This window comes from Leifsonia psychrotolerans (genome assembly GCF_013410665.1).
In the GTDB taxonomy this organism is placed as follows: Bacteria; Actinomycetota; Actinomycetes; order Actinomycetales; family Microbacteriaceae; genus Cryobacterium; species Cryobacterium psychrotolerans_A.
Window position 1 is genome coordinate 196979 of sequence record NZ_JACCFM010000001.1, and the last position, 13503, is coordinate 210481.

General features: G+C 64.3%; 9 protein-coding genes. 7 read left to right on the top strand and 2 right to left on the bottom strand.

The features are described 5' to 3' along the window. Window positions 1-148 precede the first annotated feature (148 nt). The gene (locus HNR05_RS00955) at window positions 149-955 is read left to right on the top strand and encodes a DarT ssDNA thymidine ADP-ribosyltransferase family protein (protein ID WP_218868778.1); all 807 of its coding nucleotides are present in this window, start codon (window positions 149-151) and stop codon (window positions 953-955) included. Here HNR05_RS00955 and HNR05_RS00960 read toward each other — a convergent pair whose 3' ends face one another. After that, complete coding sequence (locus HNR05_RS00960; protein ID WP_179577314.1) at window positions 956-4093, bottom strand: DEAD/DEAH box helicase; 3138 nt, start codon at window positions 4091-4093, stop codon at window positions 956-958. It abuts the gene before it with no gap. Window positions 4094-4174: 81 nt separating this feature from the next. On the opposite strand from HNR05_RS00960, the gene mgrA reads away from it, so the two are divergent. After that, complete coding sequence (gene mgrA, locus HNR05_RS00965) at window positions 4175-5203, top strand: L-glyceraldehyde 3-phosphate reductase (protein WP_179577315.1); 1029 nt, start codon at window positions 4175-4177, stop codon at window positions 5201-5203. A 95-nt stretch (window positions 5204-5298) separates the two neighbouring features. On the opposite strand, the gene HNR05_RS00970 is transcribed toward mgrA, so the two are convergent. Beyond that, a complete protein-coding gene (locus HNR05_RS00970; protein ID WP_179577316.1) occupies window positions 5299-7521 on the bottom strand; it encodes a S9 family peptidase in 2223 nt (740 codons plus the stop codon). Between the two features lie 67 nt (window positions 7522-7588). On the opposite strand from HNR05_RS00970, the gene dapA reads away from it, so the two are divergent. From dapA to HNR05_RS00995, 5 genes are all read left to right on the top strand, one after another. After that, window positions 7589-8566 (top strand): 4-hydroxy-tetrahydrodipicolinate synthase, encoded by a 978-nt coding sequence (gene dapA / locus HNR05_RS00975; RefSeq protein WP_179577317.1) that lies wholly within the window; start codon window positions 7589-7591, stop codon window positions 8564-8566. Between the two features lie 29 nt (window positions 8567-8595). Then, entirely contained in the window at window positions 8596-10272 is a 1677-nt protein-coding gene (locus HNR05_RS00980; protein WP_179577318.1) for a ribonuclease J, read from the top strand. Between the two features lie 156 nt (window positions 10273-10428). Further along, window positions 10429-11478, top strand: coding sequence for an efflux RND transporter periplasmic adaptor subunit (locus HNR05_RS00985; protein ID WP_179577319.1), 1050 nt, complete (start codon window positions 10429-10431; stop codon window positions 11476-11478). Further along, a complete protein-coding gene (locus HNR05_RS00990) occupies window positions 11475-12182 on the top strand; it encodes an ABC transporter ATP-binding protein (protein ID WP_179577320.1) in 708 nt (235 codons plus the stop codon). Before HNR05_RS00985 ends, HNR05_RS00990 begins: the two co-directional genes overlap by 4 nt. Further along, window positions 12179-13462 carry an ABC transporter permease gene (locus tag HNR05_RS00995; RefSeq protein ID WP_179577321.1) on the top strand — a complete coding sequence of 428 codons (1284 nt, stop codon included), beginning with the start codon at window positions 12179-12181 and terminating at the stop codon, window positions 13460-13462. Before HNR05_RS00990 ends, HNR05_RS00995 begins: the two co-directional genes overlap by 4 nt. Window positions 13463-13503: the final 41 nt, after the last annotated feature.

The window sequence follows — 13503 nt, forward strand, 5'->3', positions numbered from 1 at the left end:
ACGTTAACAGGTGGTTTTCAAATCTTGATCTTCGAGGTAACGGGCTCCACATCAGAAAGGCATTACCTTGAGCGACGAATGTATCCACGGACTGGCTGACCGAGAGTGCGCCAGCTGCTTCCCCCAAGCCGTTCCTGAGGTCGCGCGTGTGGTGTCGAACCCATCTCAGCGTGCCAGCAAGGCACGCGAGCGCGTTGCACCGACGACTCTCCGCACGGCCCCGGTCGCGCCCAAGACTTCGGCTGGCGCAAAGGCTGCGGCCCCGGTGCGGTCCGCTGCAGTCAAAGTCGGTGACCAGCGCATCTACCACGTCACCCATATCAAGAACCTGGCCGACATCCTGGTCAGCGGCGCAGTCAATGCCATGCAGGGCGCTACGGCCACGACTCCCGTCGTCGACATCTCGTCCGAGGGCAATCGCGCATGGCGTGCTTCTACCCACATTGCCGGTGACGACAGTGCCAGCGTCGCCGATTACGTACCCTTCTTCCTCTCCCCAGACGCGAGCGTGTGGGAGAGCATCCGTTCGGGCGCCATCGACCCGCGGCTGACGACCACCGCAACGGATGCCGCAGCTGCGGACTTCGTGATTCTGGTGAGCGCCGTCAAGAACGCCACGGCGCTTCACCCGGGCGATGTCCCGGAAGACGATACGGCCATCGTCGTGACCGACGCGGACGCAGCCCTGGAACGCACCCGTTTCGGCGCAACACGCGACGGTGCCGAGCGTCTGTTGCACACCGTGCGTTCGAACCCCGCAAGCGGAGCCATTCTCGAGGCAGAATTCCTCGTGCACGGCACGTTCCCGTTTGATCAGATCATGCTCATCGGCGTGGCAAACGACCGGGTGCGCGATACCGTCAAGGGAATTCTCAAGCCCTCCGGCTTTCGCACGAAGGTCGCCGTGTACCCGCCGTGGTTCCTGCCGAGCGACGACGACTCACTCGACGGATAGCTACGCGTCGAGGAGCCCACGAATATCGTCGGCCGTGAGCGCCGGGCTGAACACGTCGTCGTCGTCGATGACCGCCGTGAACAGCTTGGCTTTCTTGGCCTTCAGCGCCATCACTTTCTCTTCGATGGTGCCCGCTGCGACCATACGGTAGACCATCACGTTCTTGGTCTGGCCGATGCGGTGCGTTCGGTCGATGGCCTGCGCTTCACTCGCCGGATTCCACCACGGGTCGAGCATGAACACGTAATCGGCCTCGGTGAGATTCAAACCGAAGCCGCCGGCCTTCAGACTGATCAGAAAGACCGGAGCCTGGCCGGATTTGAATCGATCGATGACCTCCGAGCGCCGCAGAGTCGAGCCGTCAAGATAGCAATAGGGTGTGCCGAGCGCATCAAGCCGGGCCGCAGCCTTCTTCAAAAATGAGGTGAACTGGCTGAAGACAAGTGCTCGATGCCCCTCGGCCAGCACATCTTCGAGCTGTTCAAAGAGGGCGTCGAGTTTGCTCGAGGGCACCGTGGCATACGTGTCGTCGACCAGTGACGCGTCGAGGCTGAGCATGCGCAGCAGCGTGAGCGACCGAAAGACAATGAACCGGTTTGTGTCGAGATCCTCGAGCAGTCCGAGCAACTTCTGCCGTTCACGCTGCAAAAAAGTGTCGTAGAGCTTCTGATGCCGCGGGTTCAGCTCGATCTCGAGCGTTTGCTCTTGCTTGGCCGGCAGATCGCTGGCCACGAGCTCTTTGGTGCGACGCAGCAGAAACGGCCGGATGCGACGGCGCAGCTTCGTGAGCCGGCCCGGGTTGGTGCCGAGCTCGATCTGGCGCACATAGTCCTCGGTGAATTTACGGGCGGATGGGAACAGCCCCGGTGCGACGACGGCAAACAATGCCCGCAGCTCCAACAGGTTGTTCTCCATCGGAGTTCCAGTGATGGCCAGTTTGAACGGGGTGTCGAGATCGACGGCGCAGGCGTGAGCCCGGCTTCCCGCGTTCTTCACAAACTGGGCCTCGTCGAGAATCAGGCCGGCCCAGGGGAGGGCCTGATAACTCTCGAAATTGAGCCGAAACAGCGTGTACGAGGTGACAATGACGTCGACCGGGCCGCGCGTTCCATCCGGTGCCGCTTCGAGGGCATCCGCAAGCGCCGTTCCCCGAGCCGAACTCGTGGCGGTGACCGAACGCACAACGAGGTCGGGAGCGAATTTACCGGCCTCTGACACCCAGTTCGAGACGACCGAGGTGGGGGCGACAACCAGGAAGGGAGCCCGCGCATCCGTCTGCTTCACGTGCAGCATGAGGGTGAGGGCTTGGAGGGTCTTGCCCAGGCCCATGTCATCAGCCAGGATGCCGCCCAGACGGTTGCGCCAGAGGAAGGCCAGCCAGCTGAAGCCGTCGGCCTGATACGGGCGCAGTTCGGCACGGAGACCCGCGGGCAGGGGAGTGGGCTCGATGCTCGCGAGGTCATTCAGCCCGGTCACGGTGCGGCGCCATGAGAGCGCTTGCTCGGTCTCGTCGGCCAGATCTTCGAAGTCGGCCCAGAGAGCGGCCTGGTGGTGGCTGATGCGCAGCCCGGTCTCCCATTCCTGCAGTGATTTGGCCTCGTCGATGAGTTCGCGCAGCTGTTCGAACTCGGGGCGCAGAAGCGAAAGATAGGAGTTGTCGACGAGAAGCAGTTTCTTGCGACCCTTCGCCAACGCGGCAAAGAGCGGGCCGAACGGAACGCTGCGCCCTGCAACGGTGACTAGCACGCCGAGATCGAACCAGTCACGCTGCTCAGATTCGACCGTCGTGAACTTCAGAGTGGGTGCGTCGTCAAGCTCGTGGTAGTCGGGTCGCTCTCCCACGATCTCGATGCGCACGCCTGGCAGCCGTTCGATCTCGCCGAGAAGGTGTGCGCTGAACTCGGCGGCGTCGATGCCCTGCAGCACGATGCTGGATTTCAGCGGTGCGAACTCGGCGGGCAGCGTCTGCTCGACGGCGTCGAGGCCGGCCTGCTCGGTCTCGGGATCGCGGCTGTCCCGCTCAGTGCGCTCGGCGGCGGGGGCCGACACGTTCGCGGAGGCATAGAGCGGTCGCCGGGGCTGCGCACTGCCGGGGTACTCCCACTCCCAGGCGAGGTGCAACGTTTGCTTCGGTCGGTAGCTGGCCACAAGCACCAGCGTGGGCCGTGGAGTCTCGGGGAAGTGCACCGAGGAATCTGAGCTGGTGACGGTGAGCACCCGATTGAGCGTGGGGTAAAAGCCGGTCATGAACTCCGGCACATCGTGTGCGGGCACAAGGACGGTGGCGCTCTGGCCGAGAAGGGCACGTTGCTCGGGGGTGAGCGCCGCGGGGGAGGGCGCGAGGGTGAACACCGTGCCGGCGGCGAACGAATAACTGTAGATACCGTGATCCCCGATGGCTCCGGCGAATTCGGAGGAGAACGGGCTGCCATCGATGGTCAGCGCGGTGCGCAGACGCAGGCCCGCCACTGACGCATATGGTGTCGGCGTGGCCTGGGGCGCGGCATCCGTCGTGGCGTCCGGGGCGGCATCCGTCGTGGCGTCCAAACTGAGCCGCGCTTCGGCCCCGACGACAATGACGGAGTCCTTCGCCGACCCGACGAGGGGAATGCCGAGGCGCTCGGCCTCGTGCAGCAACTGCCACAGCAGCGGACTCGTGAACTCGTCGAGGTAGAGCCAGTCGGTCTCCTGCCCGTAATACAGCGTACGCACGGCCCGATGCAGCGCCACAAATTGGCTGAACCACTCGTGATGCTGCCGTGCCAGGTTCAGTCGGGTGCCCTGATGGCTGAGGTTGGTCCAGGTCAAAGCGCCCTTCACCCAGTTGCCGGTGCGACCACGCATGACCGGGCGCACCCCGAGCCGAAAACGAGGTGACCCGGATTCAGGGTTGATGACGGTGCGCGCCGACGGTCCGCTCCAGCGTTCCAGCGTGCGTGGCATCTGCTCTCGCAGCTCAAATTGCAGAGCCATTGGAACCGCGTTCCCGGGGAGGGCGGCGCTCGCCGTGGCCGCCTCAGCCACACGCGCATAGCCGAAGCCAGCGGATGCCGTCGCCACGTGGGTCAGCGAGTCGACGGCCCGTTTCCAGGCGGGTTCGCCGTGGCCCGCACCTGCGGCCGCTTCGTCTGTCGACATTGGTCAATGCTCTCACGCACCAGCGACACACGGCGTTGAGGTCGATTCCGCTTTGCGCTCGTGAGGTGCCACCATGGATCCATGACTTATGTACCCAAAGACGATCGTTATGAGTCGATGCCCTACCGACGTGTCGGACGGAGCGGCCTGAAGCTGCCCGCCATTTCGCTGGGCCTCTGGCAGAACTTCGGCGACGACACGCCGCTTCAGACCCAGCGTGAGATTCTGCGTCGAGCCTTCGATCTGGGAATCACCCACTTCGACCTCGCCAACAATTACGGTCCGCCCTACGGCAGCTCCGAGACGAACTTCGGCCAGATCATGCGCGAAGATTTCTCGGGCTTGCGCGATGAGCTGATCATCTCCAGCAAGGCCGGCTACGACATGTGGCCGGGCCCGTACGGTGACCTCGGTTCGCGCAAATACCTGCTCGCGAGCCTCGACCAGTCGCTGAATCGCATGGGCCTTGACTACGTCGACATCTTCTATTCGCACCGCGCCGACCCCGACACCCCGCTCGAAGAGACGATGGGCGCGCTGCACACGGCCGTCACCAGCGGCCGCGCGCTCTACGCCGGCATCTCGTCGTACTCGCCGGAGCGTACGCTGCAGGCCGCACGCATCCTGGCCGACCTCGGTACCCCGCTGCTGATTCACCAGCCCTCTTACTCGATGTTCAACCGCTGGATCGAAGACGGTCTGCTCGACACCCTGCGTGACCTCGGTGTCGGCTGCATCCCGTTCTCGCCACTCGCGCAAGGCCTGCTCACCGACCGTTACCTCGGCGGTATCCCGAGCGACTCCCGCGTCGCCCGCGAGGGGTCGGCGCGCAGCGACATGCTCGACGAGGCGACCCTGGGCAGCATCCGCGCGCTCAATGAAATTGCACAGGCCCGTGGCCAGTCCCTGGCCCAGCTGGCGTTGGCGTGGACCTTGCGCAGTGACGAGGTGACGACGGCTCTGATCGGTGCATCCTCCGTCGCCCAGCTCGAGTCGAACGTCGCGGCACTCGCGAACCTGTCGTTCACGGCCGAGGAACTCGCGGCGATCGACGAGCACGCTACCGACAAGGGCATCAACCTGTGGGCGTCCTCGAGCGCGGTCAAGTAGCGACGGCCCTCGCGAAACACCTCACACCGCCCCATGGTCGCGTTTCATGGGGCGGTGTGTGGTAACTCGCGGTCGCAGGCCGGGCCAGGCCAGGCCTACCCCTCGCCGGTCGGCCGGGCGCGGGCCGCATCGATGATCCAGGCGTACTCGAAGGCCCGCTCGCGCCACGCGTTGTAACGGCCTGAGACGCCGCCGTGCCCGGCCGACATTTCGGTCTTGAGCAGCACATCCGCGTTCACCTCACGCAGCTTTGCCACCCATTTCGCCGGCTCCACATAGAGCACACGGGTGTCGTTGAGGCTCGTCGTGGCCAGGATTCGCGGGTAGTGCACCGGGCGCACATTTTCGACTGGCGAGTACGACTTCATGTAGGCGTACACCTCTGGATCATGCAGCGGGTCGCCCCACTCGTCCCACTCGATCACCGTCAGCGGAAGCGACGGGTCGAGGATCGAGGTGAGCGCGTCGACGAACGGCACCCCGGCGAGAATGCCGGAGAACAGGTGCGGGGTCATATTCGCCACGGCTCCCATCAGCAAGCCACCGGCGCTGCCGCCGTCGGCCACCAAACGGTCGGGCGAGGTGTAGTCGGTGTCGATCAGGTGTTGGGCGCAGGCCGAAAAATCGGTGAAGCTGTTGCGTTTGTTCAGCTTCTTACCGTTTTCGTACCAGAGCCGTCCCATCTCGCCGCCGCCCCGCACATGAGCGATCGCAAAGATCATCCCGCGGTCGAGCAGGCTCAATCGTGGAATGCCGAACCCGGGGTCGACGCTGTGTTCGTAGGCGCCATAGCCGTAGAGCAGCGTGGGCGCAGGCGTGCCCGGCGTCACCAGATCGCGGCGGTAGACGAGGGAAATCGGGATGCGCGTGCCATCGTCGGCAACTGCCCATTCGCGGCGCTGCTCAAACAGCTCGGGGGCGAAATGACCCAACACCGGTTGTTGCTTGCGGAGCTTCAGCTCGCCGGTCGCCACGACGTAGTCATAGACGCTCGACGGGGTGACGAAGCTCGTGTAACTCAGTCGAATCGTGGGCTGCTCCCATTCCGGGTTGCCCATCGTGCCCACCGAGAAGAGCTCTTCATCGAAGGTGAGCTCCTTCAAACCGACGGTCTTGTCGTCGTCGCGACGCGCGACCGCCACCCGCGTGAGCCCTTCTTTGCGGTATTCGACCACGACGAAGTCTCGAAACGCGTCGACGCTCTCGAGGCGAATTGCCGGGTTGTGCGGCAGTAACACCCGCTTCTCGCCCTGCGGGTCGGCAGCGGGCACGCTGACCAGTTCAAAGTTGACCGCGTTGTCGTTGTGCACGATCAGGAGGCTGTCGACCCCATTGATGACCGCATGCTCGACGTCGTACTCCACGCCGTCGCGGCGCGGCCAGACGACGTGAAACTCGCCGGTCGGATCGTCGGCGGCCAGCAGACGCGTTTCGCTGGTCACGCTGGAACCGGCCTCGATCACCAGGAATGCGCGGCTGCGGGTGCGGCCGGCGCCGACCCAAAAGCTCTCATCAGGTTCGTGGAAGACGCTCACGTCGGCGTCGGCCTCCGTGCCGACTTCGTGGCGCCAGACGGTATCGGGACGCCACGCCTCGTCGACCGTTGTATAGAAGACGTATCGTCCGCTGGGGTCGAAGAAAGCTCCGCCGGCGGTGTTCGGAATCACGTCGGCGAGGTTGTTCGCCGACAGATCGATATCGTCATCACCGTCATCCGCAACGCTGACGGGGCGACGGATGCGCGCGGGGTCGATGTCTCGAATGCGAATCGTGTAGCGCTCATCACCGTCCGTATCGACGCTGTAGACCAGGAGGCCGCCATCGGCGCTGATGTCGAAACTTCCGAGCGAAAAGAACTCGTGCCCAACGGATTCCACGTTGTCGTCGAGCAGAATCTGCTCGCCGGGCAGACCGGGGGCACTGGCGGCGGAGGAGGATGTCCCGACGGTGCGAACAGCGCCAGCGGGCGCCGGCACGATCACCGGGGGCTCCCAGTCGTCGGCGCTCTCGATCGGCGCGCGGCAGTGAATGCCATAGTCGAGACCTTCGACAGTGCGGGTGTAGTACCACCACTCGCCCTTGCGCACGGGAACGCTCAGGTCGGTTTCGAGGGTGCGATCAGTGATCTCCTCGAAGATCTGCTCTTGCAAGAGCTCCAGGTGCGCCGTGCGCGCGGCCGTGTACGTGTTCTCGGCCTCGAGATGGGCGATCACCTCAGGGTCTTCCTTATTGCGCAACCACTCGTAGTTGTCGACGTAGACGTCGTTGTGGTGGATGCGTTTGACGGGCTTTTGTGCGGCGACCGGAGGAATGATCATGCCATTGAGCGTACTTCGGAGGTGCGCGGCGCGCGTAGCGCCAGTCAGAACCGATACCCTGTAATTCGTGTCTACTACTTCTAATCCCTTCGGACAGGTGCTCGTCGCTCTGGTGACTCCGTTCACCGCTGACGGAGAGGTCAACTGGGCCGACGTTGAAAAGCACATCGACGACGTCATCACCGCGGGCGCCGACGGCATCGTCGTGACCGGCACCACGGGTGAAACGTCAACGCTGACAGACCCCGAAAAGATCCGTTTGGTCGAGGTCGGTAAGGATGTTGCAGCCGGCCGGGCGAAGATCATCACCGGCGGTGGGTCGAACGAAACCGCTCACGCCATCCACCTCGCCAAGCAGAGCGAGAAGGCCGGCGCCGACGGCAACATGATCGTCACGCCGTACTACAACAAGCCCACGCAGGCCGGTGTTCTCACACACTTCCGCATGATCGCGGACGCGACTGATCTGCCGGTCATTCTCTATGACATCCCGGGTCGCACCGGTATTCCGATCAACTACGAGACGATTCTGCGTGCGGCGAAACACCCGAACATCCTCGCGGTCAAAGACGCCAAGGGCGACCTGGCTCAGGTGAGCCGCGTGCTCAACCAAACCGACCTGATGTATTTCTCGGGCGACGACCCCAACGTGCTGCCGCACCTGTCGATCGGTGCCACCGGCCTGATCGGCGTCACCGCGAACATCGCTGCAACGCCGTACCGTCAGATGGTCGACGCTGTCAACGCGGGCGATTTGAAGGCAGCCACCGCTGCTCACAAGCAGCTCGAACCGCTCGTCCGGGCCGTGATGACGCACGTTCCCGGAACCGTGGCGGCCAAATACATCCTGCACGGACTCGGACGCATCTCGAGCCCGCGCGTGCGTCTTCCCCTGGTCGGCCCCGAAGAATGGGAAGCCGCACAGATCGAAGACGAAATAGACCTGGTGAAAAATATTCCCGGCGTCGACTTTTCCAACTTCCGCCCCGACCGCAACGCCGCCGCTGGTGGCGCGTTGCCGAAGGTGGCCGGCACCACACGCTGAACGCGCACATAAACACCTGAGGAGGGCATATGCCCAACGACGTATACGACCCGCCGGTGCTTGCACCGGACACACTCCGCATCATCCCGATCGGTGGTCTCGGCGAAATCGGTCGCAACATGACCACGTTCGAGATCAACGGCAAGATCCTGATCGTCGACTGTGGTGTGCTCTTCCCCGAAGAGCACCAGCCCGGGGTCGACCTGATCCTGCCCGACTTCACGCCGATCAAGCACCGGCTGAAAGACATCCTCGGCATCGTGCTCACGCACGGTCACGAGGACCACATCGGTGCGGTTCCCTACCTGCTGAAGCTGCGCGCCGACATCCCCCTGATCGGCTCAGCCCTGACGCTGGCCTTCATTGAGGCCAAGCTCAAGGAACACCGCATCAAGCCGTACACCCTTGAGGTGAAGGGCGGCCAGGAAGAGAAGCTCGGCCCGTTCGATCTCGAGTTCGTGGCCGTGAACCACTCGATTCCCGACGCGCTCGCTGTGGCGATCTTCACCGACGGCGGCTCCGTGCTGCACACCGGTGACTTCAAGATGGACCAGCTGCCGCTCGACAACCGTCTCACCGACCTGCGCGATTTCGCGCGTCTCGGCGAAGAGGGCATCGACATCTTCCTGACCGACTCCACCAACGCCGACGTTCCGGGCTTCACGCCCACCGAACGCTCCATCGGCCCGGTGCTTGACGACGTCATCGCCCGCGCTCCGCGCCGTGTGATCGTGGCCAGCTTCTCGAGCCACGTGCACCGGGTGCAGCAGGTGCTCGACGCTGCCCACGCCAACGGCCGCCGCGTCGCACTGCTCGGTCGTTCGATGGTGCGCAACATGACGATCGCCGCCGACCTCGGCTACCTCAAGGTGCCCGAAGGCGTACTGATCGACTTCAAGAAGGCCGGCAACATCCCCGACAACAAGATCGTCTACATGTCGACGGGATCACAGGGCGAGCCGATGGCTGTTCTCGCGCGCATGGTCAACAGGGACCACCAGATCGAGGTCGGCGAGGGTGACACCGTCATCCTGGCGTCCAGCCTCATCCCCGGCAACGAGAACGCGGTCTACCGCATCATCGACGGACTGACCAAGCTCGGCGCCAACGTCGTGCACAAGGGCAACGCCAAGGTGCACGTCTCCGGACACGCCGCCGCCGGCGAACTGCTCTACATCTACAACATCGTGAAGCCGAAGAACGTGCTTCCGGTGCACGGCGAATACCGTCACCTCGTCGCCAACGCAAACGTCGCGATCTCCAGTGGCGTGCGCAAAGAAAACACGTTCCTGGCTGAGGACGGCACCGTTCTCGACCTGCACGACGGCGTCGCGAAGATCGTGGGTCAGCTCGACCTCGGCTTCGTTTACGTCGACGGTTCCACCGTCGGCGAGATCACGGATGCCGATCTCAAGGATCGCCGCATCCTCGCCGAAGAAGGCTTCATCTCGATCATCGTGGTCGTCGACAAGTCCACCGGCAAGGTCATCACCGGTCCTGAGATCCACGCCAAGGGCTTCGCCGAAGACGATTCGGTCTTCGACGCCCTCAAACCGAAGATCGAGGCCGCACTCGCGGAGGCCGCCGGCAACGGAGTGCGCGACACCCACGCGCTGGCGCAGTCGGTGCGTCGTGTCGCCGGACGCTGGGTCAACGTGACATTCCGTCGCCGTCCGATGATCGTTCCGCTGGTCATCGAGGCGTAGCTTTCGCATTGTTGCTCGCTGCCGGCCCGGGTTGATCCCGGGCCGGCAGTTTTTGTGGAGGGATCATCCTCCAGGCTGATATCGCTCGTTTCGGCCTCGCGCGCGGACGTGCTGCCCATAGGATCGACCCAATTGCCATTAATTGGGGGAGCTTCGTTGAACGTCGCACGCACATGGATTTTTCCGATCATCAGGATCGTGTTGGTCGCCGCTATCGCCACCGCACTGGTCAAACTCGCATTCTTTCCGAGCGGCGCGGAGGCGAGCGACCCGAACGTTCCGACCGGTCAGATCGTCGAACCGCAGATTCCAGTCGCGCTCGGCACCATCACTAATGACGTCACGCTGCCCGGCACGGTGCAGGCCGACCCGGCCGTTCCCGTGCGCGCCACGGGCGTCGGCACGGTCGATGAGGTCTTCGCGCAGGCCGGTCAGACCGTCGCTGAGGGCGACACGCTCTACGACATCAAGGTGGAGACCATCCGCGAGCCGGTCGAGACGACGGACGCCACTGGCATGGTGATCGTGACTCAGCCGCGCCCGACCATCACGTACGCCAAGGTCTTCGCGCCGATCGCGGGCGTGCTCAGCTCCCTGACCGTGCTGCCCGGCCAATCCGTGGCGGTCGGCGACACCGGCGGGCAGATCGCGCCGCCGTCATTCTCGGTCAGCGGCTCGCTCAGCCCCGACCAGCAGTATCGGTTGCTCAATCAGCCGACCGAGGCTTCCATCACCATTACCAACGGGCCGGCGCCGTTCACCTGCACGAACCTGTCGATCACGACGCCGCTGGCCGGCGCCGACAGCGGCCGCGCGCCGGGCGACAGCGGAACGGGGTCGGCGGGTGGGGGCACGACCGTGCGCTGTGGCATCCCGTCGGACGTCACCGTCTTCTCGGGTCTGGCCGCCCAGATCACCATCGCCGGTGGAAAGGCCGAGAATGTGCTCGTCGTTCCGACCACCGCGGTCAAGGGCTCGGCCAAGACCGGCATTGTCTGGGCTGTTCTACCCGACGGAACCACCGAGGAGCGCCCGGTCACTCTCGGAATGACCGATGGAACGAGTATCGAAATTTCGAGCGGACTGGCAGACGGCGACCTGATCAACCAGTTCGTGCCGGGCGCGGTCACTCCCGATGAGAACGGCTGCGTGACCAACGCAGACGGCAGCGTGGAGTGTGGCGGCGACATGGGAATGGGCCGATGACGCTCCTCCGCCTCGAGGAGGTCACTCGCACGGTGGAACTCGTCGAGGGGCCGTCGCTGACCATTCTCTCGGGTGTGAATCTCGCCGTGTCGGTCGGCGACCGTGTGTCGATCGTGGGCCGTTCGGGCTCGGGCAAGTCGACGCTGCTGAACCTGCTCGGGTTGCTTGACAAGCCGACCACCGGGGCGATGTTCTTCGACGACAAGCCCGTGAAGTCCTTCTCGGCCTCCGCCCGCGACCGTGCTCGCGGCCGCGACATCGGCTTCATCTTTCAGCAGTTCAACCTGCTGCAGGGCCGTACGGCACTCGAGAATGTGATGACTCCGCTGCTCTACGCCGAAGGGCGGCAGTTCTGGCAACGTTCGAAGATCGCCCGGGAGATGCTGGAACGGGTCGGTTTGGGCAACCGCGCACAGGCCCTGCCCGACAAATTGTCGGGCGGTGAACAGCAGCGGGTGGCGATCGCTCGCTCGCTCGTGCGGGGGCCACGTCTGATCTTGGCCGACGAGCCGACCGGCGCCCTCGACCTTGAGACCGGTGCCTCGGTCATGCACCTCCTCGATGAGGTGGCCACGGCATCCGGCGCAGCACTGGTCACTATCACTCACGATCCGGCCATCGCGGAACTCTCGTCGACGCACTACCGCCTCGACCACGGCGTGCTCACCCCGGTGGTTTCACACCTCGAGGCGGTGCCGGCATGAGGCGGTTTCTGAGCGGCAGCTACGGCGCGTTTGTCGAAGCCTGGCAAGAGGTGCGCATCCATAAGACGCGCGTCATGATGTCCCTCATCGGCGTAGCCGTCGCCGTCTGCGCGATCACCACGGTGGTCGGGCTCGGTGCAGTGGCCGGGCAATCCATGGTCGAACAGCAGGAGACCTACGGCGGGCGTCCCGCCAACCTGCAGGTGAACGCGTCGCTGAGTGACGGCAGTCCGCCGGCGCCCGAGACGATGAACGCGCTCTGGGCGAGCACCCTGGAACGCTACGACATCACCTTCTCGACCCGCGTCATCTCCGGCAGTAACCTGGTGCAATTCGCCGACGGTGCGGCGAATGTCCCGACCAAGGGCGTCGACGAGGACTACGCCACAATGCACCGGGTGCGCCTGACAGAGGGCCGGTGGTTCGCCGCTGCAGACGTCGAGCGCCTCGCACCGGCCGTGGTCGTGAACGAGGTGTTCTACAGCCGCCTCGGCAGCCCGGCGCTGGCGAACAACCCGACTGTGTCCCTGATCGGGCAACAGAACACGACGGCCGTGATTGTCGGTGTCTACCCGTCATCGCAATGGGATAGCGAGCCCGGGATGTATCTGTTGACCGACGCCATGCAGGCGATTACCCCGGCCGTGGCACCGGCCCCGCCGAGCGGAGGCGGCGTCGCCTTGGGCGGCATGGGCATGAGTTACGGAATGGGCCAGCAACCGCCGATGTATGAGGCCTGGGTGCCACCAGAACTCTCGACGCAGTTCGAGAAGCTGCTGCAGCGCGACATTCAGGGCGGCCTGGGGGAGGACGCGAGTGTCTACGTGAACCGCCAGGACTACGCGGCATACAACGACGGCATGGACCCGTTTCTGCCGATGAAGCTCATGGTCGGAGGAGTGGCCGGACTGGTGCTGCTGCTCGGCGCGCTCGGGCTGGTCAACATCGCAATGGTCACGCTCAAGCAGCGCATCCGTGAAATCGGCATCCGTCGCAGCTTTGGTGCGACGGCCGGTCGAGTGTTCTTCTCGGTGATGATGGAGAGTGTCGTGGCGACGGTCGTGGCCGGCCTGTTCGGGGTGATCGCGGCAGTGTTGATTGTGAAGAACCCCTGGGTCGAGGAGTTCATCGGCCAGGGCATGGTCACCGACTTTCCCCCGTTCCCTGTGGAAGCCGCGATTCTTGGTCTCGTCTCGGCGACGGCGGTCGGTGCACTGGCGGGCCTGCTGCCCGCCCTCGTGGCGGTGCGGGTGAAGGTGATCGACGCGATCCGCTACTAATATCTGCCGAAATTTGCTCATCCTGCTACAGTTCCGCACGA

What these genes read in the sequence shown, in the direction of transcription:
- HNR05_RS00960 (WP_179577314.1), bottom strand. Translation starts at nt 4,093, where the DNA reads ATGTCGACAGACGAAGCGGCCGCAGGTGCGGGCCACGGCGAACCCGCC.
- mgrA (WP_179577315.1), top strand. Translation starts at nt 4,175, where the DNA reads ATGACTTATGTACCCAAAGACGATCGTTATGAGTCGATGCCCTACCGA.
- HNR05_RS00970 (WP_179577316.1), bottom strand. Translation starts at nt 7,521, where the DNA reads ATGATCATTCCTCCGGTCGCCGCACAAAAGCCCGTCAAACGCATCCAC.
- HNR05_RS00980 (WP_179577318.1), top strand. Translation starts at nt 8,596, where the DNA reads ATGCCCAACGACGTATACGACCCGCCGGTGCTTGCACCGGACACACTC.
- HNR05_RS00990 (WP_179577320.1), top strand. Translation starts at nt 11,475, where the DNA reads ATGACGCTCCTCCGCCTCGAGGAGGTCACTCGCACGGTGGAACTCGTC.
- HNR05_RS00995 (WP_179577321.1), top strand. Translation starts at nt 12,179, where the DNA reads ATGAGGCGGTTTCTGAGCGGCAGCTACGGCGCGTTTGTCGAAGCCTGG.